A 26,897-nucleotide genomic window follows, 5' to 3' on the forward strand; every position below is an offset into this window, starting at 1 on the left:
GGGCAAGACCAAGACCTACAGCGTCGTCCTGACCAAGTAATCCCCCATCGAGTCAAGAGGGGCACCCGCGCGGGTGCCCCTCTTGACTCGATGGGGGATTACTTGGTCAGGACGACGCTGTAGGTCTTGGTCTTGCCCACCCTGCCCCACCAGTCGATCTGGCGCATCGTGACCGTGCCGGTCATCCTGAGCTGCCCGTTTTCGCGGATCAGCTTCAGGTTGCAGTTGACCGTGCCCTCGGAGTCCAGGTACGCGGTCTTCTTGTCGTCGGCGAAGGCGCCGTTCGTCGAGAATTCCGTCGGGGGCAGGTTGTCGAAGGCATCCGCCCGGAACCAGCTGTCGAAGGAGTACTTGATGTTCTTGTTGCTGAACTTCTGGACGACGACCTGGTAGTCATAGGCGTTGCCGCTCTGGCCCTTGCTCTTCCAGGCGCCGACCCAGTCCTCCATCGAGAAGCCCTTGTCCTTGTCCTTGTCCTTGTCCTTGTCGTTGTTGGTGACAACGACAGGGGCCGGGGTCGGGGTCGGCTTCACGACGACAGGGGTCGGGGACTGGGCCGGGATCGGATTCACGACGACAGGAGCCGGGGTGGCCGTGGGCAGCGAGGTGACGTTGCTTGAGCCGGGCAGGTTGACATCGCGGCCGCTCGTGCCTGCGGAGGCGGGCTCCTTGGCGTTCGAGACGACGGCCTCGTCCGCCTTGAAGGCGGTGCGCTTCTGCGAGCCGGCCACCGAGGTGACGCTGCCGCCGCTGCCGCTATCCGAGAGGAAGGTCGCGCTCTTAGCCTTTGCCGCCTCGCTGGAGGCCAGCGCGACGGGCACCTTGGCGAGCATGACTTCCTGGTTCTCGGTACGGAAGTCCTCCTTGACCAGGTAATCCCAGAGGTCCGCGCCGGTCCCTGCGACCGTGTCCTTCTCGGGGCTCCCCGTGTCGCCCCAGGCGCCCACCTCGAAGTTGGGGTCGTTGTCGCGGATGATCGCCCCGCTGATCTGGTCTCGCCACTCGAAGACGAAGAAGTTGGTGGTCTGGGCCTGCTTCTGCTTCATGTTGTAGAGCGTCCAGGGGGTCTGGTACTGGGCGTCGTTCCACTTGTCGGATCGTACCAGCTTGTAGACCGAGTAGATGCCGCCGCTCAGCAGCTCCTTCGAGGGGTTCTTGAGGTCGGTGCGAACCTCTCGAGGGGTCTTTCCGACCAGCTGCTTGGCGCCGTCGAAGCGCTGGGCGGCGGCGGGGACGTAGCGGTAGGCGACCGAGGAGTTTGCCAGCTTGCGGCCCTGGTACACGTCGGGCACGAAGACGGTGGAGGTGGTGGTCCCGTTCAGCTGCCAGGCGGCCAGGGCCGGAGCGGCCGGGAGGAGGGTCGCTGCGCCGACGAGGGCGAGCACGGCCTTACCGAAACGATGGTTACTCATATCGCTTATCTCCCTTCACTCACGAGCGCTTACTCGGCGTCCTTGTTCGCGAACCAGACTTCCTGGACGTCGAACGCCTTTCCGCGTCGCGTGAAGCTTGCGCGCTCCAGGTACTCGCCCTTGTCGGTCTGCACGATGCGCGCAGGCAGCTTGATCTCGGTGATGCCGAGCGAGGACAGGGTGTACAGCTCCTTGGCGACCGCCTTGCCGTCGCCGTCGTCGATCCAGACGAGCATGTCGTCGAGGGTCTTGCCCGAGAGGATGCCCAGATTGGCGCTGACCGGGTTGGAGCCTGCGGCGGCGACCTGTCCGTTGGGATCGAAGACCTTGGCGAGCTTCTGGAAGCCACCGACGTGGCCGCCGTCGTCGCCGAACAGGTTGGCGATGCTCAGCTCCTTGCCCTGCTTGACGAGGTCCATGGCCCGGTTCTTGCGGTTGTCGACCAAAAAGCCGTCGCCGCCCTTGATCCACTCGGTGCGCACGGGCTTGCCTGTCCCCTTTAGGTCGAAAAGAACCGACCCATCGGCGACGAAAGTCTTGTTCTCCTTGGCCCGGAACTTGGCAGCGCTCTTGCCCGTCACGTCGATCGTGCCGTTGCCGTTGAGATCGAGGACCAGCGGATCGATCTCGCGCGTATGGTTGTGGTAGTCGGAGGCCCAGTCCGACCCCATCTCGCTGTACCAGGCAGCCGGAATGGAGGAGCCGCCCGACCACCAGTCCATGACGCGCCCCCAGTCGCCCGCGTCCAGGTGACTCACGTCGCCGCCGGCGGCCCAGCGGACCGCGTCGTCATAGGCGGCCTGCGACACCCCGGGGGGGAGGGGATTCACGTAGGAGTAAGTCTGCTTGGTGATGGTGACGAAGTTCCCTCGCACGCCACCACTCGTTCCCCGGGTCGCCGAATGGCTGGTGACGGTCCGGGTGTTGCCGGACACGACATCCCCCTGGGGGGGGACATCCTTGTAATCGACGGCGAGGCTCTGGTTGGCGAAAAGGGTGAAAATACCAGCGGAAAGTCCAATCGTGAGGGCTCGGCTCAGCCATGGTTTCTTCATGGGTAGCTCCTTTTGCAAGATGTGACCCGCTTTCCAAGCGAACCATCCAACTTGAACGCTTGCTCCCCTTGTTCCCCGTAAAACCTAATAGTTCTCAAGAATTTTCACGTTTCCCCCACAGATCGAAGCAATTATTCAACTTCTTAAATATCATCACACATCCCTTAACCCGGATTAAAGAAAACCCGATCTCGCTCGTGATCGGGTCGGGGGTCGCCTTCCTCGTGCAACCCCCTAGACACAGACCCCTCGAACTCATCCGGTTCGAGGGGTCTGTTTCTAGGAGGCGGGCGCTTAGGGGAGCTTCGCGGCCGAGGCCGGCAGCAGCTCCCAGTTGGGCTTGAAGACGTCTTTGGGCTGGATGGTCTTCTTGGCCTTGAGGTAGTCGATGATCAGCTCGCGGATGCTCTCCTGGCGATCGTAGACGACGGGGCAATCCTTGAGCATCTCGTAGCCCCCGCCTCCGCTGTGGCGGTAGGAGTTGAGGGCCATGGTGAACTCCTGCTCATCAGTGACCGGCTTGCCCTGGTGGGACAGGCCGACGATGCGGCTGCCGATCGGCTTGCTGAGGTCGATCTTGTAGTCCACGCCCGACACCATGTCGTAGTTGTAGGTGCGGACCTCGGGGTTGATCTTGACTGGGCCGCCGTCGAAGGCCTCGTAGTAGCGGGCCGCGAACTCCAGGTACTTCTTCAGCGTCTTGCCGTTCAGCTTGATGGCCACCATGTTGTTCTCGTAGGGGTAGAGCCCCGCGATGTCCGCGATGGTGATGTCACCCTTGGCGAGCACCGCCTCCAGGTTGAAGGAGGCCGCCGAGGCGAGCTGAGCGCCGGTCGCCTTGCGCTGCACCTCGTTGATGAGGTCCAGGATCGGCGTGTCCTTGACGACGCTCTCCTTGGCCGACCACTCGGCGTCGGTCTTGGCGATCGGCGAGTGAACGTACTTGACGGTGGCGTCGTGGGCGACCTTGGTGGCCGTCATGACGTCAGGGTCGGGGGTCACGCCGTCCACCCCGAGGGTGTTGGTGCGCTTCGAGACGACCTTCCAGTGGCCATCTTCCTTGACGAGCTTCACGTCGCCGACGACCAGGCGGCGGCCCCAGAGGGAGGCCTGCGCGATGGCGACGCCGTTGACGGTCTCGCTGGGCACGTCCTGGTGCGAGTGACCGGCGAAGATGACGTCGATGCCGGGCACCTCTCGGGCCAGGTCCATGGCCACGTTCTCGGGCGGCAGGCCCGAGGAGGGGGAGTAGCCCGTGTAGGGCGGCACGTACGTACCGCCGAGGCCCGCGTGCGGGATGGCGAGGATGAGGTCCGCGCCCTTGGCCTTGATCTCGGGGACCCAGCGCTTGGCCGACGCGACGAGGTCGCGGGCCTCGAGGGTGCCCTTGATGTTGTCCTTGTCCCACAGCACGATGCCGGGGGGGGTGAAGCCGATCACCCCGACCTTGACCCCGGCCACCTCCTTGATCACGTAGGGGGTGAAGAGGGTCTTCTCGGTGCCGGCGTGATAGATGTTGCAGCTGATGAAGGGGAACTGCGCCTCCTTCTCGGCCTGCTTGAGGTGGGGGACCCCGAAGTTGAACTCGTGGTTCCCGACGCCGAAGACGTCGTACTTCATGGCGTTCATCGCCTGGATCATGGGGTTGGGGCCGCGGTCGTTTTGGACCTTGGCCTGGACGTAGGGCAAGGGCGAGCCCTGAAGCATGTCGCCCGAGTCCACCAGCAGGGTGTGGGGGTTCCTGGCGCGGTACTGCTTGATGAGGGTGTAGACCTTGGCGAGACCGAGGGCCTCGTCCTTGTCGCTGTAGTAGGTCGTGGGGTAGACGTGGCCGTGCACGTCGGTGGTGCCCAGCAGGGTCAGCTCGACCGACTGGGGAGCGGCCTGAACGGCGAAGCCCTGCCCCAGGAGGAGCAGAGCCGCGCCGAACGATGCCGCCAACTTGCGCTTATGAGTGTTCAAGAGAAAGACCTCTCATAAAGACGAGTGAGGGCGTTATTCAATTGGGGACCTAGCGCATCACCCTGGCGCCGCCGAGGATGTCGACGGCCTTCAGGCGGATGACGGCGCGATGGAGGGCGGCCTCCGCCACCATGTCCTTGACCTTGGCGGCCTGGACCTCGGCGCGCTCCTTGGCCTGGCGGGCCCGGATGGCGTCGATCTCGGAGGCGCGCTCGGCGGCGTCCGTGAGGATGGTGACCTTCTCGGGCTGGACGTCCAAGAAGCCGCCCATCACCGCCACCACTTCGCGCTTTTCGCCCTGGTGGACCGTCATGAGGTCCATGTTCAGGCGGGTGAAGAGGGGGGTGTGGCTGGGCAGGATACCCAGCTCCCCCTCGACGCCGCGCACCGCGATGAAGTCGACGTCCTCGGCGAAGACCACCCGATCGGGCGAGATGACTTCGAGCTTGAAGGGCATGGCTTAGCCCTTCGCCTGAAGCTGCTTGGCCTTCTCGACGGCTTCCTCGATGGAGCCGACCATGTAGAAAGCCTGCTCGGGAAGGTCGTCGTGCTTGCCTTCGCAGACTTCCTTGAAGCTGCGGATGGTGTCCGCGAGCTTGACGTACTTGCCGGGGGAGCCGGTGAAGACTTCCGCGACGAAGAAGGGCTGCGAGAGGAAGCGCTGGAGGCGGCGGGCACGGGCGACCGTGATCTTGTCCTCGGCCGAGAGCTCTTCCATGCCGAGGATCGCGATGATGTCCTGCAGCTCCTTGTACTTCTGGAGGATGCGCTGGACTTCGCGAGCGACGGCATAGTGCTCCTCGCCGACGACGCCGGGATCGAGGGCGCGCGAGGTCGAGGCCAGCGGATCCACCGCGGGGTAGATGCCGATCTCGGTGAGCGCGCGGCTCAGGTTGGTGGTCGCGTCCAGGTGAAGGAACGCGGTGGCCGGAGCCGGGTCGGTGTAGTCGTCAGCGGGCACGTAGATCGCCTGGATCGAGGTGATCGAGCCGTCCTTGGTCGAAGCGATGCGCTCCTGGAGGCCGCCCATCTCGGTGGCGAGGGTGGGCTGGTAGCCGACCGCCGAGGGCATGCGGCCCAGGAGCGCCGACACTTCCGAGCCCGCCTGGGTGAAGCGGAAGATGTTGTCGATGAACAGCAGCACGTCCTGCTTCTGCTCGTCGCGGAAGTACTCGGCCATGGTCAGCGCCGTCAGGCCGACGCGCATACGCGCACCGGGCGGCTCGTTCATCTGACCGTAGACCAGGCAGGTGTTCTTGATGACGCCCGAGTCCGTCATTTCGTGGTAGAGGTCGTTGCCCTCGCGGGTGCGCTCGCCCACGCCGCCGAACACCGACACGCCCGAGTGGAACTTGGCGATGTTGTTGATCAGCTCCTGGATGATGACGGTCTTGCCGACCCCGGCGCCGCCGAACAGGCCGATCTTGCCGCCCTTGAGGTAGGGGGCGAGCAGGTCGACGACCTTGATGCCGGTCTCGAGGACCACGGGGGTCACTTCCATGTCGACCAGCTTGGGAGCCGGACGGTGGATGGACCACATGGGAGCACCCTCGGGGGAGGGCTTCTCGTCGACGGGCTGGCCGAGGACGTTGAAGATGCGGCCCTTGGTCAGGTCGCCGACGGGCACCGTGATGGGGGCGCCGGTGTCCAGGACCTTCATCCCGCGGGTGAGGCCGTCGGTCGTGCTCATGGCGACCGCGCGGACGCGGTTGTCGCCCAGGTGCTGCTGGACCTCAGCCACCAGGCTGATCTTGACGCCCGAGTCGGTGGTGCCTTCGATGCTCAAGGCGTTGTAGATGGAAGGCAGGTGATCGGCGAAGAAGACGTCGATCACGGGGCCGATGACCTGGGTCACTTCGCCCAGGTTGCCTTTCGTTGCCGTAGCAGTCATGTGTGAATCTCTCTCCTTTATGCGTTCAACGCCTCGGCGCCGCCGACGACCTCGAGGATCTCCTGGGTGATCGCGCCCTGGCGCGCCTTGTTGAGGACGATCGTCAGCTGATCGATCATCTCGCCGGCATTCTTGGTGGCGGCGCTCATGGCGGCCATCTGGCTCGCCAGCTGAGACGTGACGCTCTCAAGCAGGGACTGGAAGACCACGGTCTCGAGGTACTTGGGAATCAAGTCCTCGATCATGGCCTGGGCGGAGGGCTCGAAGATGTAGTCGGTCTGAGGCTTGAGCGCGCCGGTTTCGGGCAGGGTCGCGGGCAGCAGGTCCAGGACCTCGGGGGTGTAGCGGAGCATGGTGTGGAACTGCGTGTAGACGAGCTCCACCTTGTCCACGGCCTCTTCGGCGTAGAGCTTGGTGATCTCCTCGCAGATGACCGTGGCCTCGGTGAAGGTCGGCAACTGCGGAAGGTTGGTGTAGCGCGACTGCACCTCGAAGTTCGAGTGCTTGAAGAAGTTGACGCCCTTGGTGCCGACGATGATCAGCTTGGGCTCGACCCCTTGCTCGCGCCACTCGCGCAGGCGATTGACCGCCGCGCGCAGCACGTTCGAGTTGTAGGCGCCGGAAAGGCCCTTGTCCGAGGTCACGACGACCACGGCGACCTTCTTGATGTCGCGGCGCACCAGCAGCTTGGACTCGAGGTCCGCGGGGGTGACCTGGGCGGTCACCGCCGCGAACATCCCCTTGATGCCCTCGGCGTAGGGGCGGGCCGCGGTGACCCGGGCCTGGGCGCGGCGGACCTTGGCCGCCGCGACCATCTCCATGGCCTTGGTGATCTGCCGGGTGCTCGCGAAGCCCTTGATCCGCCGCCGGATTTCTTTTGCGTTAAGCGGCATGAGGGGTCCTTCCTACTTGTTGACGGCGAACAGGGTCGACTTGAAGGTCTTGACGGCCTCCTCGATCTGCTTCTTCTGGTCGTCGGTGAACTGGCCCTTGGTGCTGATCTCGTCGAGCATCGCGCCGAGGTTGTTCTTGGCGTAGGCCAAAAACTCGTTCTTGAAGCGCAGGACGTCCTTGACCTCGACGTCGTCCAAGAGGCCGGCGGTGCCCATGTAGATGACCATGACCTGCTGGCCGACCGAGTACGGGCTGTACTGGGGCTGCTTCATGATCTCCATGAGGCGCTGGCCGCGCGACAGCTGGGCCAGGGTGACCTTGTCCAGGTCCGAGGCGAACTGCGCGAAGGCCGCCAGCTCGCGGTACTGGGCGAGCTCGCCCTTGATCTTGCCGGCGACCGACTTCATGGCCTTGGTCTGGGCCGAGCCGCCGACGCGGCTGACCGAGATGCCGACGTTGACCGCGGGGCGGAAGCCGGCGTTGAAGAGGTCGGACTCGAGGAAGATCTGGCCGTCGGTGATCGAGATGACGTTGGTCGGGATGTAGGCCGACACGTCGCCCGCCTGGGTCTCGATGATGGGCAGGGCGGTCATGGAGCCGGCGCCCATGGCGTCCGACAGCTTCGCGCCGCGCTCCAAGAGACGGCTGTGGAGGTAGAACACGTCGCCGGGGTAGGCTTCGCGGCCGGGCGGACGGCGGAGCAGCAGCGACATCTCGCGGTAGGCCCAGGCCTGCTTGGTGAGGTCGTCGTACACGATCAAGACGTGCTTGCCGTTGTACATGAACTCCTCGCCCATCGCCGCACCCGCGAAGGGGGCGAGGTACTGGAGGGTGGCGACCTCTTCGGCGGTGGCGGCGACGACGATCGAGTAGCTCATCGCGTCGGCGTCCTCGAGGGCCTTGACGACGCGGGCCACGGTCGAGGCCTTCTGGCCGACCGCGACGTAGACGCAGATGACGTCCTTGCCCTTCTGGTTGATGATCGTGTCGAGGGCGATCGCCGTCTTGCCGGTCTGGCGGTCGCCGATGATCAGCTCGCGCTGGCCGCGGCCGACGGGGATCATCGCGTCGACGCCCATGATGCCGGTCTGCATCGGCTCGTGGACCGACTTGCGGGCGATGATGCCGGGGGCCTGGCCTTCGACCGGGCGGTACTTGTCGGTCTGGATGGGGCCCTTGCCGTCGATCGGCAGGCCGATGGCGTTGACGACGCGACCGAGAAGGGCCTCGCCGACGGGCACCGAGGCGATGCGGCCGGTGGCCTTGACGACGTCGCCTTCCTTGATCTTCTTGTAGTCGCCGAGAACGACGGCGCCCACGTTGTCTTCTTCCAGGTTGAAGACCATGCCCATGACGTCGTTGCCGAAGTCGAGAAGCTCGCCGGCCATGGCCTTCTCGAGACCGTGGACGCGGGCGATGCCGTCGCCCACTGCGAGGACGGTCCCGGTGTTGGTGACCGTCATCTCGGTCTGGTATTTCTCAATCTGCTGCCGCAGGACGGCGGTGATCTCATCGTGACGAATGCCAATCATGGCGTGCTCCTCTTTCGAACGCGTTATCTTAACGAAATAGCCGCGGGCGCTAGGCCAAGGTACGGGCGAGTGATTGCAGGCGGCCCTTCAGGCTGCTGTCGATGACCTGGTCACCGATGGAGACCACCAGCCCGCCGATGATCTCGGGGTCGATGGCGACGTCCATCTCGATCTCGCGGGAGGTCGCCTTGGCGAGCTCGCGCTTGATGCCGGCCACTTCCTGCTCGTCCATGGGCAGGGCGCTGACGACGCGCACCTTGGTGCGCTTGCGGTAGTCGTTGAACAGGGTGCGGAAGGTCTCATGCAGCGCGGCGATGGCGTCGCCGCGCTTCTTGTCGAACATCAGCAGCATGGTGTTGAAGACCATGGCGTCGACCTTGCCCGAGAAGAGCTGGGTGACGACCTGCTTCTTGTCCGAGGCCTCGACGATGGGATTCGCCAGGAAGTTCGCAAGCTCGGAGTTCTCGCCGAGGACCTGCGTGAGGTCGGCGAGCTGAGCGTCCACCGTGTCGAGGATGCCCTGGGCCGAAGCGACCTGGAACAGGGCCTCGGCGTAACGCTGGGCTACAGCTTGATTGCGCATGAACCGTCTCCCACTTTCTCAATGAAGGTCGCCACCAGCTTGCGCTGGGTCGCGGCGTTCATGCTGCGGCGCATCTCGGCCTCGGCGGCAGCGACGGCCTGGCGCATGATCTCCTGGCGGATGGCGAGCTGGGCGTTGGCCTTCTCGCGGGCGATCTCGGCCTCGGAGTGCTGCTTGAGCCGAAGCGCGTCGGCCTCGGTGGTCTGGTGGATGTCGCCGGCGGCCTGGGTGGCCACCTGCTTGGCCTTGCTGACGATCTCGGCGAGCTCGGCGTCCACGTTGGCGAGGCGATCGCGGTAGCTCGCAAGCTCCTTGGCGGCCTCGGCCTGGGCGGTCTCGGCGGCCTCGAGGGCGCGGCGATTCTCCTCGTGCTTGGCGCGCAGGAGCTCGGAGACCTTGGGACCGCCGAACTTGTACAGCAAGAAGGCGATCAGCAGGAAGTTGACGACGGAAAAGATGATTTGCAGGATCACGCCTCGGCTCCTCCGCTGACGACGGCGGGCTCGACGCCCACCTTGCGCGCGATCTGCGCGGCGAGTTGCGACACGTCGCCCGAGAGGCTCGAGAGGGCCTGGTCGCGCTCGGCGCGGATCGCGTCGCGGGCGCCGGCGATCTGCTTCTCGACCTCGTCCTTGACGGCGGCCATGCTGGCCTGGCGCTTGCGCTCGGCCTCGCCGACGGCGGTCGAGACGGCCTCCTGGGCCTCGAGGCGAGCCGCCTTGAGGCGGGCCTCGTAGTCTTCCTGCAGGTTCTGGATGGCCTTGAGGTCTGCCTTGGCCTGCTCGTGCTTGCCGGCGACGTAGGCGCGGCGCTCCTCGAGGACCTTGGTGACCGGGCGGAAGAAGACGGCGTTCATGAGCCCGGCGAACACCAGAAACAACGCCATCTGGATCCACAAGGTCAGGTTGAACTCCAACATCGAGGATGACTCCTGTTCTGTTTATTTCAAGCCAACCCCCGCCATGAGCGGGGAGAAAAAAGGGAAGCGTCGCCGGGGAGGGCCTGAGCCCTCCCCGGCGAGGCGGCTTACATCGAGGTCTTGGCGATCTCGAGGAGCTGGGTGGCCATCGGGGTCGCGATCTGGGTCACGAGCATGATCGAGATGACGAACGCGAACAGCGCGAGAACTTCGAGCAGGGCGAAGGTGATGAACATGGTGCCCTGGAGGCGGCCCTGGGCCTCGGGGTTGCGGGCGATGCCTTCGATCGTCTTGCCGAAGAGGTTGCCTTCGCCGAGCGCGGGACCGAACATGCCGACGCCGATAGCGAAGCCGGCGCCGAGGGCAGCGAAGCCGCCGAGCGAAGCCATCGCGGTGACGGTCGTAGGATCAATAGCCATGGTGGGGGAATCTCCTTTCAGATTCGGGAACGAGGTCGAGTGGTGGATCAACGACTGGGAATCTAGTGATGCTCTTGGACGGCCCCGCCGATGTAGGAGGCGGAGAGGGTCGCGAAGATGAAGGCCTGGATGGCCCCGACGAACATCTCGAGGGGCAGCAGGGCGGCAGCGCCGACCAGCGCCATCCCGAGGAGCACCGTGCCAACGATGTGGCCGGCCAGGATGTTCGCGAACAGTCGCAGCGCGAGCGAAACAGGACGGGTGATGTCCTCAAGCATGCGCAGCGGGAACAGGACGGCGGGCTTCGCGAACCAGTGGTGACCCAGGAAGCCCACGACGCCGTTCTTGGCGATGCCGGCCACCCAGTACATGGCGAGGCTCAGAAGGGCCAGGGCCACGGTGGTGTTGAGGTCCGCGGTGGGGGCGTGGTAGACCAGGCCGTGGGGCGCGTTGACGTGGAGCGCCGAAGCCAGGCCGTTGGCGAGCCCCGAGAGCTGCCACGCCGCCCAGGGCAGCAGGGACAGCCAGTTGGCCACCAGGATGAAGATGAAGAGCGAGCCCACGTACCAGAGGTACTTGCTCGAGCCCTTGCCGACGAAGTCGTCGAGGATCTTCTGGATGAAGCCCAGGATCTGCTCGATGGCGCTCGCGCGCTTGACCTTGACGTCCGCCGGGCGCATGGCGACCGAACGGCCGAGCATCCCGAAGGCGATCAGGGCGATCGCCATGGCGAAGACGGTGGAGAGGACGGTGTCCACGTGGACCACGCCGTAGGGGGTCTCCATCTTCCAGTGGTCGGGAATGATGCTCAGTTCGGCGGTGTGGCCGGCGCCGTGACCCCCGGCGTGCGAGGCGGCAGCCCCGTGCTCGGCCCCGTGCTCGGCGGCGGGGGCGCCGTGCTCGGCGCTCTCCGCTTCAGCCAGCAAGAATGCTTGTGACAAACCCGAGTCCTCCTCAGCAGGCTTCGCTCTTGGGCGTCCCCTGCGTGTGATTGACGATCATGGCCCAGTTGCGGCCGAGCACGATCGCCCCGAGACAAAGCCACCAGGCGCTCCCCCAGAGCAGGAAGGCGACCATGAAGGCCAAAAGACTGATCAGCTGACGCCCGAGCACCGCGACCATGGTCACGAGGAGCCCCGGACGCCGCTCGCGGCCGACCATCCGATCCACCTGCACCCGCAGGAGCCAGAAGTAGGCCGCGTTGGCCCAAAACCCGAGCGCGGCCGAAAGACCCCACTCGGGAACGCGGACGATCCAGCCGACGAGGGCGGACGCCAGGCCCGCGAGGGCCATTTGCGCGGTCAGGGTCGTCTGCAAGCGCGAGAGCGTCATTTTCCGTCCTGCCGCATGAGGGCCACGTACAGCGCGTAGAGACCGGTCGCGAACCCGAGCACCGCCCCCGCGAGCAGGCCCCAGGGGGCCACGCCAAACCAGCGGTCAACGAAGTACCCGAGCGCGGTGCCCCCAAGAAGGGCGCCGGCAAAGCCGTAGGCGGCCTCGATCCCTTTCAAAGCGTCCTCCCTCTTCCTGACTATCGAAGCCAGAACGACTCCCCTTGCGGTTCCGAGGTCGACTTGAGCGAGATTTAACCCAGTTGTAACACGGATTCCGCCGCCCGACAAGGCGAAGGGCACACAAGATCCGCGGCGAAGAGCGCGCGTCGTTGGGCGATCGCGGGCCGTCGTGCCCCGTCGCGAACCCTCGCTCGTATCGAAGGCGGGACGAGCCGTTAGGAACGCGCAAGAAGCGGGAATTCCATGGACAGGAGGACTGACATGGACGCCTTCCACTCTTCGGCCAAGAAACCAGGCGGCACCCCCTTCGGGGGCCAGGGCTACTCGGACCAGTTCGTGCGCAGCGTCACCCAGCCCCTGACGACCAGGGGCACCCGCCCTCTCGGGTCCGGCCCCGAGGCGGCACAGCAGCTGATCGCGACCGCCGAGCAGCAGGTCGCGGTGTGCCGCACGATCCTCGAGCAGTTCGCGCCGAGGGTGGCCCTCCTCAAGGGCGCGGTGGAGCACCTCAAGAAGCCCCCCGCCCCGGCCGCGCCCAAGAAGCTGGGCTTCGGCGCCAAGAAGCCGCAGGCTCCCGCTCGACAGGCGCCCGGCGCGGGCGATCGCGCCATGATCGAGAGCCTCGCCCAGCGCCTGGCGGCCAAGCCCGACCTGTTGCGCCGCTCCGAGATCGCCCTGCACCAGTTCGCCGATGCGACGCTCAGCGTGGCGACGGCCGAGACCCGGCTGGCCGGGATCAAGGAGCTCGACCCGCACGCGGTGCCCGGCGAGCTGACGCTGCTGGAGCTGGGCAAGGTCCAGGGCAAGGTCCACCCCATTTGCAACTTCTGCGAGGTCTTCAAGGACGACGAGGTGCTCTGGCAGCTCTTCCCGCCGCCGCACCAGACCCCTGCCCCGCGCGGCAGCGGCCGCTTCTCCTTCGGGAGCTAGGAGCAGCTAACAAAACCAGGCTTGTCTCGGGTTTGGCCGCTGCAAGCGGCTTGGGCGCCTGCGGCTAAAGTGGCAGCAACAGTTTCGTTAGACGCTCGCCCCTACTCCCCGCCCCCCGGTGGGGCGGGGTTGGGGGGATTTGGATCGCTCGGAGTCTCCCTCTGCTCCAGCACCTCCAGCGGCGGCGCCATGCTCGGGATCTCGGTGAGCACCGGCTGCTGAGCCTGCGGCCGGCGGCGCCCCTTGTACAGCAGCGCGATGATCTTGGCCACCGCCTGGAACAGCTCGGGCGGGATCGGCTGCTCCACCTCGACCTGGGCGTAGAGCATGCGCGCCAGGGGGGGATCCTCCACGATCAGGATGAAGTTCTCCTCGGCGATCCGGCGGATCTCGAGGGCGTAGGCGTTCTTGCCCTTGGCGAGCACCATGGGGGCCTTCTGGCCCTTCTTCGGCTTGTACTCGATGGCCACGGCGTAGTGGGTGGGGTTGGTGATCACCACGTCCGCCTCGGACACCGAGCCGCGCCCGGCGTTCATGGCCATCTCCATCTGCTTCTGGCGGATGCGGCCCTTCACGTGCGGGTCGCCCTCCAGCTTCTTGTACTCGTCCTTCTGCTCCTGCTTGGACATCTTGAGGGACTTCTCGTACTGCCACTTCTGGAGGCCGTAGTCCAGGATCATCAGGGCGATCATGGCCATGGCGACCTTCTGGACGATGGTCAGGATCAAGGAGCCCAGGAGGGCCATGGAGGCGGGCACCGCCATCCCCGAGGTCAACAGGATGTGGCCCAGGGCGTCCTTGATGACCCCGTAGGCCATCCAGCCGATGATGATGATCTTGAGGATGCTCTTGACCAGCTCGATGACCTTCTTCATCGAGAACATGTTCTTGACGCCCTTGATCGGGTTGAGCTTCTTGAAGCCCTCGGTGGGGTTGAGGGGCTTGAGGGTCAAAAGCACGCCCACTTGTAGCAAGTTGCCGATCCAGGTCAGGAAGAAGGCGATCGCGGCCAGCGGCGCGCTGCAGATGAGGATGATGAGGCAGGCCTTGAGCAGGAAGCCCAGGATTCCCTTGAGGTCGTAGTCGGTGAAGTGGGGGATCTGCTCGTAGGTCTCGACGAAGAAGCCGTAGAGGTACTTGAAGGCGTTCTGGCCGGCGAAGTTGATGCTGTAGGCGAGGCCGAACAGGAGGATGCCGACGATCACGTCCTGGCTCTTGAGGATGTTGCCCGATTTGCGCGCTTCCTGGCGTTTATGGTCTGTGGCTGATTCTGTTTTTTCGTCCGACACGCAGCCCCACCCCCTCTCCTCGGCGCATGTGAGCGTGACTTGCCGCAGCGCCCGCGGCTGGTCAGGCCTTCGCGTGACTTGCAACACGGAACTTCCGCCACGCCGGTCTTACTATACCTCACACACCCCCAAGGCCGCCCCAACCCAGTGCGGGAGCGGCCGCGGGTCCCCGCGATCGTCGCCATGGCCCGATCCCGCGCTTCGCCCCGTGGCGAAGGCAGCATCGCCGTGCGCGCGGAGGCCCCCGCCCGGAGAACATCGCCATGCACCAGAACGTCTCGGAGTTCATCGACTTCCTGTCGGTCGAACGGGGTCTCTCGGAGCACACGCTCTCTGCCTACCACAACGACCTGCGCCAGTACATGGACTTCCTCAGGGCACACGGCATCGACGGCTGGAGCCAGACCACCCGCATGACCATCACGGGCTTCACCAAGGAGCTGCGCGAGCGGGGCCTCGCCTCGAGCTCCATCGCCCGCAAGATCGCGGCCCTCAAGAGCTTCTACCAGTTCCTGGTGCGCGAGCACCTGATCGAGCGCGACCCCAGCATCGAGGTCGAGCGCCCCAAGACCGCCCGCTACCTTCCCAAGGTCCTCAACCAGAGCGAGATCACCCGCCTGGTCGAGCAGCCCGCCGACCTGCGCGATCGCGCCATCCTCGAGCTGCTGTACGCCGGCGGCCTGCGCGTCAGCGAGCTGACCCGGGTCAACGTGCAGGACGTGAACCTGACGACCGGCTACGTCCGGTGCTTCGGCAAGGGCTCCAAGGAGCGCCTGGTGCCCATCAACCAGGCCGCCATCAAGGCGCTGGGCGACTACATGGAGGACGTGCGGCCCAAGCTGAAGGGCCGCGGCCAGGAGCGCGCGCTGTTCCTCAACTACGCCGGGCGCCGCCTGACCCGCCAGGGCATCTGGAAGGTGGTCAAGGAGGCCGCCCACGGCGCCGGGATCACCAAGGAGATCACCCCGCACACCCTGCGGCACTCCTTCGCGACCCACCTGATCGAGAACGGGGCGGACCTGCGCTCGGTGCAGGAGATGCTCGGCCACGCCGACATCTCGACCACCCAGCTCTACACCCACATCTCGAAGCGCCGGATGAAGGAAGTCTACAACGCCGCCCACCGCCGGGTGTCAGCCAACTAAGCACAACACGACGAGGGCCCGCCGATCATCGGCGGGCCCTCGTCGTTTGGAAGCCGTGGGGCTAGATCGACCGGAGCCACATGTCGTTGACGCGCTGGGTCTGGCCGTTGCGCTCGAAAGAGCCCTCAGTCGTGATGCGGTTGCCGGCGGTGTCGGTCTTGTCGACGGCCTTGCCGCCGAGGCTCATCCTGGTGATGCCCAGCGCCGAGGGCGCGATGCTCTGGTTGGTGCCGTCGCCGTTGGAGACGAGCATGGTGAGGCCCTTGCTCTCGAGGACCTTGAAGTCGGCCGCGTCGAGGTAGCCCTTCGAGGTGTCGATGCCCGCGTACTGGGCCTCGGCCTTGAGGGTCTCGTAGGCGTCCTGGTGCTTGACGCCGCGCGAGTCGACGGTGTCGATCGGCGCCCCGTTCATGGAGAGGACGCCGTCCCCCTTCTCGGCCCACTTGGTGGCGTGCATGCCGTCCACCTCGATGCCGCGCTGGTCGACCGTGGCGTCGGTGTCCCCGTCGGCGTTGAGGTCAAAGACCAGCGGATCTCCGAGGGGCTTGCCACCGGTCTCGGCGATGACCGTGTCCCACGCCTCAAGAAGCGCCTTCTTGCTGACGGTTTCATCGCCGTTGGCGTACTCGTTGCTGTGGATGGCTGCCGCCTGCATGCCCCAGCCCCGGTTGGCCTCGGTATTGGCGAAGTTCATGAAGGCCTCGTGATCGCCGAGGTTGAGGGTCGGGCCGTCATACTTGCCCGTCGCCATCAGCTCCTTGGCGAGTTCGAGGGCCTTCGCGCCCGCCGCGCTCCAGGTGCTGATAGGCTGGCCGTCGACACCGATGGCGCCCCCGACGCCGGAAGGGGCAGGCTTCCCCTTGGCCTTGATCGGTGAGGTGTCAACCTCGCCCTTGAGGGCGGCATCGCGCTTGCGGTAGATCTGCTCGAGCAGCTCGGGGTCGATCTTCGAAGGGGGGGTTGGATCGAAGGGGGCCATGGCGGCCCGGCCGTCGTGATCTGCGGCGAAGCGGTTGAGGTCGAGGTTGCTCTCCTCGCCGGCGTTCTTGAACTCCTGAACGTCCTTGGTGGCGCCGGACCGGTCCTGGATGCCGTCGGCGACGATGGCCTCGATGGGCTTGGCGACGGGCTCCATCTCTTCCGTCTTTCGCCCGATGATGGCTCCGGAGATGATGGGGGTGATGCCGCCCGCGGTGATGCTCGTGTTGCCCATTGTCCCGCCCCTTTCTTCGAGGGCAGCCACCGGGGCGAAAGCCTCGGGGGCGGTCCTTCTTGCTTGCGTCTGCGCCGAGAGGGAATTCGATCGCCTGAAGTCGATGAGACTAACTATTGGTTAGCTTACCCCACCGATCGCGCGACCTATCCGGATCGCTTCGCGCACAAGCGCCCGCGCATGTGCTAGCATGCGGTGCCACCGACCGAAGCCCGCCCGGATCGGGCGTCATCGACACAAGGAGCCCGTCATGGTCCCCCAGGATATCGCCCTTGCCCGCATGATCGACCACACCCTGCTCAAGGCGGACGCCACCGAGGCCGACATCGACAAGCTCTGCGCCGAGGCGCGCGAGCACCGCTTCGCCTCGGTCTGCGTCAACCCCGCCAACGTCGCCCAGGCCGCCAAGCTGCTCGCGGGCAGCGACGTCAAGGTCTGCACCGTGGTCGGCTTCCCCCTGGGGGCCTCGGCGACCGAGGTCAAGGCCTTCGAGACCCGGCAGGCCATCGAGGACGGCGCCACCGAGATCGACATGGTCCTCAACGTCGGGGCCCTCAAGAGCGGCCAGGTCGAGCGCGTCCAGCAGGACATCCGGGCGGTGGTGGACGCGTGCCCCGAGGGCGTGATCACCAAGGTCATCCTCGAAACCTGCCTGCTTTCCGACGACGAGAAGGTCACCGCTTGCCTCCTGGCCCAGGCGGTGGGCGCCGACTTCGTCAAGACCTCGACGGGCTTCTCGACCGGCGGCGCCACCGTCCACGACGTGGCCCTCATGCGCCGGACCGTCGGCCCCGAGATGGGGGTCAAGGCATCGGGCGGCGTCCGCGATCGTGCTACCGCCCTTGAAATGGTCGAGGCCGGCGCCACCCGCATCGGAGCGAGCGCGTCGATCGCGATCGCCTCGGGCGAAGGGGCCGCCGCCGCGGGCTACTAGCTCCTTTCGGCATGCACTGCCTGCGCTGCGACGACGCCTACCTGGAGGGCACCTACCTCGGCGCCACCGCGGTGGAGCGCTGCCCGGCGTGCATGGGGCACTGGTTTGCGCGCGGCGATCTCGCCGCCTTCCTCAAGTCGCCCACCGTCGGCTACTTCGCCGATCGCTACGCCGAGCTCAAGATCCCGGCGGTGCGGATCACCGGGGCGCCGGACTGTCCCGGCTGCGGGGTGACGCTGAGGCGGGCCCGCCCCGCCCAGCTCGGCCAGGCCGCGGTGGACGTGTGCCCGCGCTGCGGCGGGACGTGGCTCGACGGGGTCGAGATCCAGCGGGTGCTCGTCACCCAGGTCAAGGGCAAGGGCCTCGTGCGCCAGGCGCTCGAGATCATCGAGTGGGTGGTGGGGCTGCCGTGGAAGACCAAGTGACCTTCGCCGCGCGCTGGCGCAGCCTGCCCCACGGCGGCTGCGTGGCCGGCAACCGCACCCTGTCGTGGATGGAGCGGGACGCTCTCGAGCGTCCCGCTTGCGCTTACCTGGGCGACGACGCGATGCTGGTGCCGCTCCTGGCGCACGAGGGGCTGATCGAGCTCTACATGGCCGGCAAGGACGCCCCGGCGCTGGAAGGGGCGATCGCGCGCGAGTGGCCCCGGATCGCCGCGAACATAGGCGCAGCCCCCCTGATCGTCGCCAAGGGCACCGAGGGCCGGCACTTCGCCCCCCACGGCTTCGAGCGGATCGACGAGCTGCTCTACTACCTGCTGGACCCCCTGCCGCCAGGCGAGCAGCACCCCTCGGTGCGCCCGGCCGCCGCCCACGAGCTGGACGCCCTGGTCATGCTCGATCGCGCCGCCTTCCCCGCGGCCTTCCAGCGCAGCCGCCAGGAGATGGCCGCCCACCTGAACGAGGTCTCGGTGGTGCGCGTCGCGAGCCAGGGCGATCGCCTGATCGGCTTCACCATCCTGCAGCCGCTCGGCGAGCGGTACCACCTGGGGGCCATCGGGGTGAGCCCCGCCATGCAGAACCGGGGGTGGGGCAAGATCCTGCTCGCGGACGCCCTGGCCACCGCTCGCCTCGCCGGCGCCAAGGCCGTGGGGCTCACCACCCAGGCCTCGAACCTCTCGTCGCGCGCCCTCTACGAGCGCTTCGGCATGGTCGCGACCCCCGCGGGCCCCGTCTGGGCCCGCCGCGGCTCCCAGCCCTAGAGCGGATCGAGCACCGCGCGCAGCGCGTCGACGCGGCCGTAGCCCACGTACTTGTCCTTGCCGGTCATGACGGTGTCCCGGGCCGTGGCGTAGAGGCGCTCGATGACCTGCGCCTGCGAGAGCTGGGGGTGCTGGCTGCGCACCAGGGCCGCCACCGCCGAAACGGCCGGAGCCGCCATCGAGGTGCCCGACATGATGCGGTAGCCGTTGCCCTTGGACAGCGGATAGGTCGAGAGGATCCCGTCGCCGGGCCCCGCCAGCGTGATCCAGTCCCCCCAGGTCGAGAACGAGGCCCAGCCGTCCTGGTCGTTGCTCGCCGCCACCGCCACGACCCCCGGCCAGGCCGCGGGGTAGCTGGGATCCCACTCCTTGCCGGTGTTGCCGACGGCCGCCACCACGACCACGTCCTTGTCCTGGGCATACTTGATCGCCGCGCGGCCCGCCTCGGAGTCCGAGGGGCTGCCCCAGCTCGCGTTGATGACCTTGGCGCCGTGGTCCACCGCCCAGATGATGGCCTCGGTCGAGGCCCCCTCGGTCGTGTGGCCCGAGTTGTTGAAGATCCGCACCGGCAAGAGCTTGCAGCCGGGGGCGATCCCCGTCACGCCCAGCCCGTTGTCCTGCCGCGCCCCGATGATGCCCGCCACGTGGGTCCCGTGGCCGTAGCCGTCTTGATCGCCGCCGGCAACGGGCTGCTTCTCGCTGAAGTCGTAACCCGGCAACAGCCGCCCCTCGAACTCGGGGTGGGTGCCGTCGATCCCCGAGTCGATGACCGCCACGACCACCTCGGCGGCGCCCTTCTGCTCGGCCCATACCCGCTCGGCGCCGGTGATGACCGGGGCGTACTGGGCCGGGAAGAGGGGGTCGTTGGGCGAGGCGGCGCGCTGCGCCGGCGCGGGGGCCGGCTCGGCCTCGAGGGTGGGCAGCTGGATGGCGCGGTTGGGCTCGGCGAACACGACCCCGGGATCGGCCTCGAGCAGGGAGAGGGCGCGATCGCCCTTGAAGAGGTGCATGCCGAGGCCCAGGGACCGGACCAGGGTCAGGCCGTGCTTGCGGGCGTACCCGGAAGGCGAGACGCCGGCCTTGAGGCGGATGATGTGCTCGCCTGCGATCGCCTGGCCCGAGACGCGAGCGCCGCCGCTCGAAGCGCCGGACAGGGAAGGGGCGACGGCACAGCCGGCGAGGACCAGGCCGAGGGCGGCGAGCGCGAGACGGGCAATCCGCATATCAAACTCCTCTTATTAAAATATTAAGAAGAGTTTAAAGGATCGCCATCCCCCGGACAAGGGGGCCACCCCCAAAAAGGTGACCCCCCCGGCGGCGCCGCCGAGGGGGTCGGTTCATGCTCATCATAATAGGCCCTCCCCACCGCCCGGGCCTCGTCCGGTGCCACCAAGAACGGGGCCGCTTTTCGTCGGGATCGGCCATTGATGTTACAGGTTGCGCTCCCAGGCCTGCAGCAGCTTCGAGAGCGGCGCGTTCAGAGGTTGCGCTCCCAGGCCACGAAGAAGGGGAAGAAGCCCCACTGCTCGTAGGCCGCGTAGGCCGGGCGGTTCAGGGCGTAGACCGAGAGGGTGAGCCACTCGGCCCCCTGCTCGGCGAGCCAGCCGGCAGCGCGGCGGTAGAGGGCCCTCGCGATCCCCTGGCGCCGACAGGCGGGGGCGACGTAGAGGTCGTAGATGAGGCCGCCGTCGGGGGGCTCGACCACCGCGAAGACGAAGCCCACCAGTCGCCCTTCCCGCTCGGCCACGAAGAAGGCGTGAGGGCGCGTCGCCCCGTAGTCCCGGTACCCCTCCCGGGTCAGCGCGACCAGCGCCTCGCGCGGGGGCGAAGGCAGGGAGCCGCTCAGGGTGGCGAGGTAGGCCGCGACCTCGGCCCCCATGGCGGCAACCGCGTCGAGCTCCTCCGGGCGCATGGGCCGGATGGTGGGGTCGAGGGGCTCGTCGGGGAAGCGATTGGTGAACATGGCCACCCGCTCGGGGAAGCCCCCCGCTCCTGCCAGCGCGCTCAGCAGGTCGGCCTCCTGGGGCTCCATGTTGAGGGTGACCCGGGCAAAGCCCCGCTCGCGCGCCCAGTCGGCAAGGCCGTCGACCAGCGCGACGATCGCCTCGCCCGGATCCAGGTCGGGGGAAAGGAAGTGGTCCGCGAGCGCCCGCTCGAGGCCCTCCGTGTAGGGGATGGGGTGGCGCTGGATGCCGGCGAAGCCCGCGAGGCCGCGCGGCGTCTCGACGACGAGCAGCGCCTCGAACTCGCTGAGCACCTGCGGCCACTCGGCGTGCCACCGCTGGTAGACCGCGGCGTGGTAGCCGTTGCCGCCGTGGCCCGCCTCGAGGAGGGCCATGAGGCGCGGCATGTCGCTTTCGGTGGCTGGGCGGGCAATCGGCTTCACGCGTTCCTCGCGATGGGGCAGGGGCAAGTTGTCTATACCCCGCGCGAAGGCAGGCAAGCGTATAATGGCTCCATGTCCGACGAACGCGAACGCCTGAGCCACCACCTGATCGACGTCTGCCGCCGCCTCTACGCGAGCGGCCTGATCGTCGCCACCGACGGGAACGTCAGCTGTCGGATCGACGCCGAGCGCTTCCTGACCACCCCTTCCGGCATGTGCAAGGGCTTCCTTTCCCCAGAGGACCTGGTGGTGGTGGACCTCGACGGCCGCGCCCTCCAGGGCACGCGCCGGCCCTCGAGCGAGTTCGGCATGCACGGGGCCGTCTACCGCACCCGGGAGGACGTCCGGGCGGTCGTCCACGCCCATCCCCCCACCGCCACGGCCTTCTCGGTGGCGGGCGTCTCCTTGATGGAGCCGATCCTGACCGAGGTCGTGCTCGGCCTGGGCGCCATCCCGACCGCCCCCTACGCCACCCCGGGCACCCCCGAGGTGGGAGAGGGCGTCTCCCGGCTCATCGCCGACTACGACTGCTGCATCCTCGACCACCACGGGGCCGTCACGGTGGGGGGCGACCTCTTCGAGGCCCTCCACCGGATGGAGACGATCGAGCAGACCGCCAAGGTCGCCCTTTCGGCCCACGCCCTCGGCGGGGCCCGTCCGCTCGCGCCGGGGCAGGTCGAGGAGCTCGCGGCCACCCGGCGCGCCATGGGGCTCAGGGACATCCCGGTTACCCGCTTGCCCGGCTCGGGTATGTAGGCAACAGGTTTCAAAAGGAGTGAGGATGGTGGCCGCAACCCGTTTCCGGACCCGACGTCTCGTCGCCCTCGGCATGCTCGCCGCGGCGATGGCCCCCCTGGCACTGCCCGGCTGCGCCTTCCTCAACACCGGCCTCGAGATCCAGACCGTCACCCTCGATAACCCCTCGCTCAACGTGGGCACCACCACCCGCATGACGATCGAGGCGACCACCCTGCCGGGGCGCACCCTGCGCTACCAGGTGGTGGCCGAGCGCGGCCGGGTCTACCCCCAGGGCTTCACCGACCAGAAGAGCTTCGTCTACTACGCCCCCTTCACCTCGCGCTCGCCCGACAGCACGGGCAACCTCGTGGGCGGCGACACCCTTCGCATCCTGGTCGAGGACGGCTTCACCTCCAAGCCCCGCAACGAGACCGTCAACCTGGGCGGCACCACCGTCGCCTACGTGGCGAACGGCGACGCCAACGGGACGGGCCCCATCATGCTGGCCTCGACCGACGACAACGGCATGACGGTGCTCCACCAGCGCGCGCTCAAGGACTCCGGGGGCAACGCGGTCAAGGGCGCCCAGCCCACCGTCTCGCCCGACGGGCGCTACATCGCCTACGTCGACTACGCGCCCAGCATGCCGAGCACGGCGATCCGGGTGATCGACGCGGGCGGCCGGGTGATCACCGCGGTCAACGCCGGCGAGTCGACCGGCTTCAACTTCGACCCCAGCTGGGCGCCCAGCTCGCGCGAGATCCTGTTCTCCTCGGACCGCAAGGGCAACTTCGACATCTACCGCGTCAGCACCACCGGCGAGAACGGCACCCCCATCGCCGTGACCGCGACCAAGGTCGACGAGCGCTTCCCGGCATGGAACCCCAGCCTCAACTCCGATCGGGTCTCGACCATGGTCGCGAGCGTGCTCTCCAACAGCGACTACCCCACCGACAACGCCGGGACCACCGCCGCCTGGAACCTCTTCCTCTACAACATCGCCTCGGGCCGGCCCCTGCGCAAGCTGACCAACCTCACCAACCTCGACGACTACGCCTTCGAGGCCCAGTGGCGCGCGGACGGCCAGGCGATCGCCTACACCCGCTACGGTCCCATGACGGTGGGGGCGAGCTCGGGCAAGCGCCAGCGGGTGTTCCTCAGGGACGTGGCCCTGCAGGCGGGCTCGGACATCCCCCTCAACCGCATGGAGACCACCGAGGCCGTCGTGGAGAGCTCGCCCACCTGGAGCCTCTCGGGCACCCAGGTGGCCTACCTGAAGGCCTTCGGCAGCCCCAAGTCTCAGACCATGGTCCCCGCGAGCGTCTGGCGCCAGTCGGTCAACGGCCTGCAGCCCTCGAGCGAGGCCGCCCGCCAGTGGACGGAGTTCAGCAGCCCCATCCCGTCGCTGCGCATCAACGAGTCCGACCTCACCTACGGCCCCTTCAGCGCCTCGACCTTCAGCTGGCACTAGCCGGCTTGGCCTTGGCCCCGACCAGGGTCTCGATCTGGTGGGCGTCCAGGACCTCCTGCTCGAGCAGGGTCTCGGCGAGCCGGTCCAGCTTGTCGCGGTTGGCCGAAAGCAGGGCCTTGGCCCTTTCGTAGGCTTCGCTCGTGAGGCGCCGGACCTCCTGGTCGATCAAGGAGGCGGTCTCTTCCGAGTAGGGCTTCTCCCCGACGGGGGCCTCCAGGCCCAGGTAGGCGTTGTCGGCCTCCAGGTCGTAGGCCTGGGGACCGAGCCCAGTGCCCATTCCCCACCGCAGGACCATCCGCCGCGCGAGCTTGGTCATCTCGAGCAGGTCGTTCTCGGCGCCGGTCGTGACCTCGCCGAAGACCAGCTCCTCGGCGGCGCGCCCGCCCAGCTGCACCGCCATCTTGTCGAGCAGGTACCCCCGGGGGAACGAGTACTTCTCGTCCTGGGGCATCATCTGGGTCACGCCCAGGGCGTGGCCGTGGGGGATGATCGTCACCTTGTGAAGGGGATCGGCGCTGGGCAGGAGGTGGGCGACCATGGCGTGGCCCGCCTCGTGACACGCGACCAGCCGGCGCTCCTTGGGGTCGAGCATGGTGTTGCGGCGCACCCCCATGACGATCTTGTCCTTGGCCTCCTCGAAGTCGGCGCCCATGACCGTCTGCTCGCCCTTGGTCGCGGCCGCTAGCGCCGCCTCGTTGACCAGGTTCGCCAGATCCGCCCCCGAGAAGCCGGGCGTCTCCCGGGCGATCTCCGCGAGCCTCACGTCGCTCGAGAGCGGCACCTTGGCCGCGTGGATGGCCAGGATCGCCTCGCGCCCCGCGCGATCCGGCAGCCCCACCACCACCCTTCGATCGAAGCGGCCGGGCCGCAACAGGGCCGGGTCCAGCACGTCGGGCCGGTTGGTGGCGGCGATGACGATGACCTCCAGCTGGGGGTCGAAGCCGTCCATCTCGGCCAGGAGCTGGTTGAGGGTCTGCTCGCGCTCGTCGTTGACGTTGCCGATCCCCACCCCGCGCCGGCGGCCCACCGAGTCGATCTCGTCCATGAAGATGATGGCGGGCGCCCGGGCCTTGGCCTTCTCGAAGAGGTCACGCACCCGGCTGGCTCCGACGCCCACGAACATCTCGACGAACTCGGTGCCCGAGATGGAGAAGAACGGCACCCCGGCCTCGCCGGCGACCGCGCGGGCCAAGAGGGTCTTGCCCGTGCCGGGGGGGCCCACCAGGAGCACCCCCTTCGGGATCTTGGCCCCCAGCTTGCGGAACCTGGCGGGCTCCTTGAGGAACTGCACCACCTCGACCAGCTCCTGCTTGGCCTCGTCCTCGCCCGCCACGTCGGCGAAGGTGACCCTGGGGCGCTCGGTGGTGTAGAGCTTGGCCTTGCTCTGCCCGAAGGTGAAGGCCGTCTGCTGGCCGGCGCCCCCCGCGCCCATGCGGCTCAGGATCACGAACAGCAGGAGGATGGGGGCCGCCAGCAGCAGGAGATCGACCCACCACCGGCTCGCCTCGGGCTTGGCCGCGATCTGGACGCCCTTGGCCTCGAGCATGGGCAACAGGCGCGGGTCGTCGATGGGCGGCAGCTGAGTGGTGAACTGGCGGTAGGGCGCCTGCTTCTTGTCCAGCGCCGTCGGCACCGGCCGGGCGAAGTCGCCCTCGGCCTTGTGCCCCTGGAGGGTCACGTGGGTGACGTTGCCCGCCTCCACCTGGGCGCGGAAGGCCGAGTAGGACAGCTCGGCCTTCGGGCTGCCCGTCGGGAAGAAGAACATGAAGCCGACCCAGACCAGCACGAGCAGGGCCAGGTACCACCAGAGCTTGCCGGCTCCTTCTTCCATCGCTCGCCCCTTCCAGTCATCGGCGCGCAAGAGCATCCAACAAAACCAGGCATGTTACGACCGGTGGCCGCCGTGGGCGGCTCGAAGGATATTGTTGCTGGACGCCCTAAAACCCCCCGACTCTAGGCAAGGCACCCCGGATGGTCAAGAGAGAAGCTCCGCGCGCCCAAGAGCATCTAACAAAACCAGGCATGTTACGGCCGCTGGCCGCCGTTGGCGGCTCGAAGGAACAGTTTTGTTAGGCGCTCTAGGGCTCTTCGGGCGTCACGGGCTGCGCGGCGCTCTCGGGCATGGTCCCGAGGGTCATGGCGACCTCGAGGCGACGCTTGCCGCGCTGGACGCTCAGGGTGACGCGATCGCCGGGCCTTCGCCGGGCCATGGCCGCGATCAGGTCGCGGGCGGCCGTCACCCTCTTGCCCTCGAAGGCCACGATCACGTCCTCGGGGCGCAGGCCGGCGCGCTGGGCGGGGCTGCCGGCGGTGACCCGGGCCACGACCAGGCCCTCCTGGCCCTTGAGCTCCGGGAACTGCTCGACCAGCTCGGGGGTGATCCCCGCGAAGCTGATGCCGAGCCAGGCCCGCTCAACCCGGCCCTTGGTGCGCAGGTCGTCGAGGACCAGCTTGAGGGCGTTGACCGGGATGGCGAAGCCGATGCCCTGCGCGTCGGCCGCGATCACGGCGTTGATCCCGATCACCTGGCCTGCCATGTTGACCAGCGGCCCTCCCGAGTTGCCCGGGTTGATGGCCGCGTCGGTCTGGATGAAGCCGAGACGCTCGTTGATCGAGACCTCGCGGTTGGTGCTGCTGACGATGCCCGCCGTGACGGTGCGCCGCAGGCCGAGCGGGCTGCCCAGGGCGATCACCCACTCGCCGACCTGGGCCCGGTCCGAGTTGCCGAGGACCAGGAAGGGCAGGCCCCGACCCTCGATCTTGACCAGGGCCAGATCGGTGAGCGGATCGGAGCCGAGGACCCTGCCGGGCAAGGTGCGGCCGTCCCACAGCGTGACCACCAGCTTGCTCTGGCCCTGCACCACGTGGTTGTTGGTGACCACCAGGCCATCCGCGGCTATCACGAAGCCCGAGCCGACCCCTCGCCTGACCTGGGTGGTCGTCCCCTCGCCGGTCCCGAACCAGTCGGGGATGCGGCGGCGCACCCGCTGCTCCACGTCGATGTTGACCACCGCGGGGCTGACCCGGTTGACCAGGGCCACGAAGCCCGTGCTCGGCGCCGGCGCCGCTCGCGGCGGGGCGCCGTGCGCCTGGGCGCCCAGCAGCGCCAGCACGGCCGAGGCCAGTAGAGCTCGCTTGATGGGCGCGGTGAGGCGCCCGGTGAAGCCCGTCGTTCCCGCCATTCGTCGCCTCGCTCGCCTCGCTTGCCTCCTGGGCCGGAAGGGCCCGCTCGGTGCGGCCAGAAGATGGAGCAGCCGGCGTATCTTAGCACCCCGCGCCGGCACCGCCCATGCAAAAGCGCCAGAAGCCTCTTGGACGATCCGACCGAGGCCGGGCGGCGCCTGCCGCGCGGGGGCCACGGAGGGAACTAGCGACGATTGACAGCCTCCGCCCTCGCTTCATAGACTGC

General features: G+C 67.5%; 27 protein-coding genes. 7 read left to right on the plus strand and 20 right to left on the minus strand.

Annotation, left to right across the window (positions count from 1 at the left end):
• Positions 1-98: 98 nt before the first annotated feature.
• The 14 genes from V6D00_06390 to V6D00_06455 all read right to left on the minus strand — a co-directional run bounded on the left by V6D00_06390 (position 99) and on the right by V6D00_06455 (position 12,178).
• Positions 99-1,412 carry a hypothetical protein gene (locus V6D00_06390; GenBank protein HEY9898793.1) on the minus strand — a complete coding sequence of 438 codons (1,314 nt, stop codon included), beginning with the start codon at positions 1,410-1,412 and terminating at the stop codon, positions 99-101.
• A 29-nt stretch (positions 1,413-1,441) separates the two neighbouring features.
• Positions 1,442-2,467, minus strand: a complete 1,026-nt coding sequence (locus V6D00_06395) for a hypothetical protein (protein HEY9898794.1) — start codon at positions 2,465-2,467, stop codon at positions 1,442-1,444.
• Positions 2,468-2,761: 294 nt separating this feature from the next.
• The gene (locus V6D00_06400) at positions 2,762-4,429 is read right to left on the minus strand and encodes a 5'-nucleotidase C-terminal domain-containing protein (GenBank protein HEY9898795.1); all 1,668 of its coding nucleotides are present in this window, start codon (positions 4,427-4,429) and stop codon (positions 2,762-2,764) included.
• 49 nt (positions 4,430-4,478) lie between these two features.
• Entirely contained in the window at positions 4,479-4,886 is a 408-nt protein-coding gene (locus V6D00_06405; protein HEY9898796.1) for a F0F1 ATP synthase subunit epsilon, read from the minus strand.
• 3 nt (positions 4,887-4,889) lie between these two features.
• On the minus strand, positions 4,890-6,320 hold the full coding sequence (gene atpD, locus V6D00_06410) for a F0F1 ATP synthase subunit beta (protein ID HEY9898797.1): 1,431 nt from the start codon (positions 6,318-6,320) through the stop codon (positions 4,890-4,892).
• 17 nt (positions 6,321-6,337) lie between these two features.
• Positions 6,338-7,213: an ATP synthase F1 subunit gamma gene (atpG, locus tag V6D00_06415; protein ID HEY9898798.1), complete on the minus strand. Its 876-nt coding sequence runs from the start codon at positions 7,211-7,213 to the stop codon at positions 6,338-6,340.
• 12 nt (positions 7,214-7,225) lie between these two features.
• The gene (atpA, locus tag V6D00_06420) at positions 7,226-8,746 is read right to left on the minus strand and encodes a F0F1 ATP synthase subunit alpha (protein HEY9898799.1); all 1,521 of its coding nucleotides are present in this window, start codon (positions 8,744-8,746) and stop codon (positions 7,226-7,228) included.
• A 49-nt stretch (positions 8,747-8,795) separates the two neighbouring features.
• Entirely contained in the window at positions 8,796-9,329 is a 534-nt protein-coding gene (locus V6D00_06425; GenBank protein HEY9898800.1) for a F0F1 ATP synthase subunit delta, read from the minus strand.
• A complete protein-coding gene (locus tag V6D00_06430; protein HEY9898801.1) occupies positions 9,311-9,802 on the minus strand; it encodes an ATP synthase F0 subunit B in 492 nt (163 codons plus the stop codon). Before V6D00_06430 ends, V6D00_06425 begins: the two co-directional genes overlap by 19 nt.
• Entirely contained in the window at positions 9,799-10,248 is a 450-nt protein-coding gene (locus V6D00_06435) for a hypothetical protein (GenBank protein ID HEY9898802.1), read from the minus strand. The genes V6D00_06430 and V6D00_06435 overlap by 4 nt, the downstream gene beginning before the upstream one ends.
• Before the next feature lie 107 nt (positions 10,249-10,355).
• The gene (atpE, locus tag V6D00_06440; protein ID HEY9898803.1) at positions 10,356-10,667 is read right to left on the minus strand and encodes an ATP synthase F0 subunit C; all 312 of its coding nucleotides are present in this window, start codon (positions 10,665-10,667) and stop codon (positions 10,356-10,358) included.
• A gap of 62 nt (positions 10,668-10,729) precedes the next feature.
• Positions 10,730-11,608 carry a F0F1 ATP synthase subunit A gene (gene atpB / locus V6D00_06445; protein HEY9898804.1) on the minus strand — a complete coding sequence of 293 codons (879 nt, stop codon included), beginning with the start codon at positions 11,606-11,608 and terminating at the stop codon, positions 10,730-10,732.
• A 13-nt stretch (positions 11,609-11,621) separates the two neighbouring features.
• Positions 11,622-11,999 (minus strand): hypothetical protein, encoded by a 378-nt coding sequence (locus V6D00_06450; GenBank protein HEY9898805.1) that lies wholly within the window; start codon positions 11,997-11,999, stop codon positions 11,622-11,624.
• Positions 11,996-12,178 (minus strand): AtpZ/AtpI family protein, encoded by a 183-nt coding sequence (locus V6D00_06455; GenBank protein ID HEY9898806.1) that lies wholly within the window; start codon positions 12,176-12,178, stop codon positions 11,996-11,998. The genes V6D00_06450 and V6D00_06455 overlap by 4 nt, the downstream gene beginning before the upstream one ends.
• A gap of 264 nt (positions 12,179-12,442) precedes the next feature.
• Here V6D00_06455 and V6D00_06460 point away from each other — a divergent pair, with 264 nt between their 5' ends.
• Positions 12,443-13,111 (plus strand): hypothetical protein, encoded by a 669-nt coding sequence (locus V6D00_06460; GenBank protein ID HEY9898807.1) that lies wholly within the window; start codon positions 12,443-12,445, stop codon positions 13,109-13,111.
• 101 nt (positions 13,112-13,212) lie between these two features.
• Here V6D00_06460 and flhB read toward each other — a convergent pair whose 3' ends face one another.
• A complete protein-coding gene (flhB, locus tag V6D00_06465; protein ID HEY9898808.1) occupies positions 13,213-14,487 on the minus strand; it encodes a flagellar biosynthesis protein FlhB in 1,275 nt (424 codons plus the stop codon).
• 176 nt (positions 14,488-14,663) lie between these two features.
• On the opposite strand from flhB, the gene xerD reads away from it, so the two are divergent.
• Positions 14,664-15,545: a site-specific tyrosine recombinase XerD gene (xerD, locus tag V6D00_06470; protein HEY9898809.1), complete on the plus strand. Its 882-nt coding sequence runs from the start codon at positions 14,664-14,666 to the stop codon at positions 15,543-15,545.
• A gap of 61 nt (positions 15,546-15,606) precedes the next feature.
• On the opposite strand, the gene V6D00_06475 is transcribed toward xerD, so the two are convergent.
• The gene (locus V6D00_06475) at positions 15,607-16,758 is read right to left on the minus strand and encodes a hypothetical protein (GenBank protein HEY9898810.1); all 1,152 of its coding nucleotides are present in this window, start codon (positions 16,756-16,758) and stop codon (positions 15,607-15,609) included.
• Between the two features lie 250 nt (positions 16,759-17,008).
• Between V6D00_06475 and deoC the strand changes: the two genes are divergently transcribed.
• Genes deoC through V6D00_06490 form a run of 3 tightly spaced genes read left to right on the plus strand, consistent with a single transcriptional unit; the run spans position 17,009 to position 18,893 of the window.
• On the plus strand, positions 17,009-17,692 hold the full coding sequence (deoC, locus tag V6D00_06480) for a deoxyribose-phosphate aldolase (protein HEY9898811.1): 684 nt from the start codon (positions 17,009-17,011) through the stop codon (positions 17,690-17,692).
• An 11-nt stretch (positions 17,693-17,703) separates the two neighbouring features.
• A complete protein-coding gene (locus tag V6D00_06485) occupies positions 17,704-18,117 on the plus strand; it encodes a zf-TFIIB domain-containing protein (protein ID HEY9898812.1) in 414 nt (137 codons plus the stop codon).
• Complete coding sequence (locus V6D00_06490; GenBank protein ID HEY9898813.1) at positions 18,102-18,893, plus strand: GNAT family N-acetyltransferase; 792 nt, start codon at positions 18,102-18,104, stop codon at positions 18,891-18,893. Before V6D00_06485 ends, V6D00_06490 begins: the two co-directional genes overlap by 16 nt.
• On the opposite strand, the gene V6D00_06495 is transcribed toward V6D00_06490, so the two are convergent.
• Together V6D00_06495 and V6D00_06500 are read right to left on the minus strand one after the other, a co-directional pair.
• A complete protein-coding gene (locus tag V6D00_06495) occupies positions 18,890-20,116 on the minus strand; it encodes a S8 family serine peptidase (protein HEY9898814.1) in 1,227 nt (408 codons plus the stop codon). The genes V6D00_06490 and V6D00_06495 overlap by 4 nt on opposite strands.
• 254 nt (positions 20,117-20,370) lie before the next feature.
• The gene (locus V6D00_06500; GenBank protein HEY9898815.1) at positions 20,371-21,243 is read right to left on the minus strand and encodes a GNAT family N-acetyltransferase; all 873 of its coding nucleotides are present in this window, start codon (positions 21,241-21,243) and stop codon (positions 20,371-20,373) included.
• A gap of 108 nt (positions 21,244-21,351) precedes the next feature.
• On the opposite strand from V6D00_06500, the gene V6D00_06505 reads away from it, so the two are divergent.
• Together V6D00_06505 and V6D00_06510 are read left to right on the plus strand one after the other, a co-directional pair.
• Positions 21,352-22,035 carry a class II aldolase/adducin family protein gene (locus V6D00_06505; protein ID HEY9898816.1) on the plus strand — a complete coding sequence of 228 codons (684 nt, stop codon included), beginning with the start codon at positions 21,352-21,354 and terminating at the stop codon, positions 22,033-22,035.
• A 28-nt stretch (positions 22,036-22,063) separates the two neighbouring features.
• Positions 22,064-23,488, plus strand: coding sequence for a hypothetical protein (locus V6D00_06510; GenBank protein ID HEY9898817.1), 1,425 nt, complete (start codon positions 22,064-22,066; stop codon positions 23,486-23,488).
• Here V6D00_06510 and ftsH read toward each other — a convergent pair.
• The gene (gene ftsH / locus V6D00_06515; protein HEY9898818.1) at positions 23,475-25,319 is read right to left on the minus strand and encodes an ATP-dependent zinc metalloprotease FtsH; all 1,845 of its coding nucleotides are present in this window, start codon (positions 25,317-25,319) and stop codon (positions 23,475-23,477) included. The genes V6D00_06510 and ftsH overlap by 14 nt on opposite strands.
• A gap of 247 nt (positions 25,320-25,566) precedes the next feature.
• Positions 25,567-26,670: a trypsin-like peptidase domain-containing protein gene (locus V6D00_06520; GenBank protein ID HEY9898819.1), complete on the minus strand. Its 1,104-nt coding sequence runs from the start codon at positions 26,668-26,670 to the stop codon at positions 25,567-25,569.
• Between the last annotated feature and the right edge of the window lie 227 nt (positions 26,671-26,897).

Source organism: Pantanalinema sp., from assembly GCA_036704125.1.
Taxonomy (GTDB): domain Bacteria; phylum Cyanobacteriota; class Sericytochromatia; order S15B-MN24; family UBA4093; genus JAGIBK01.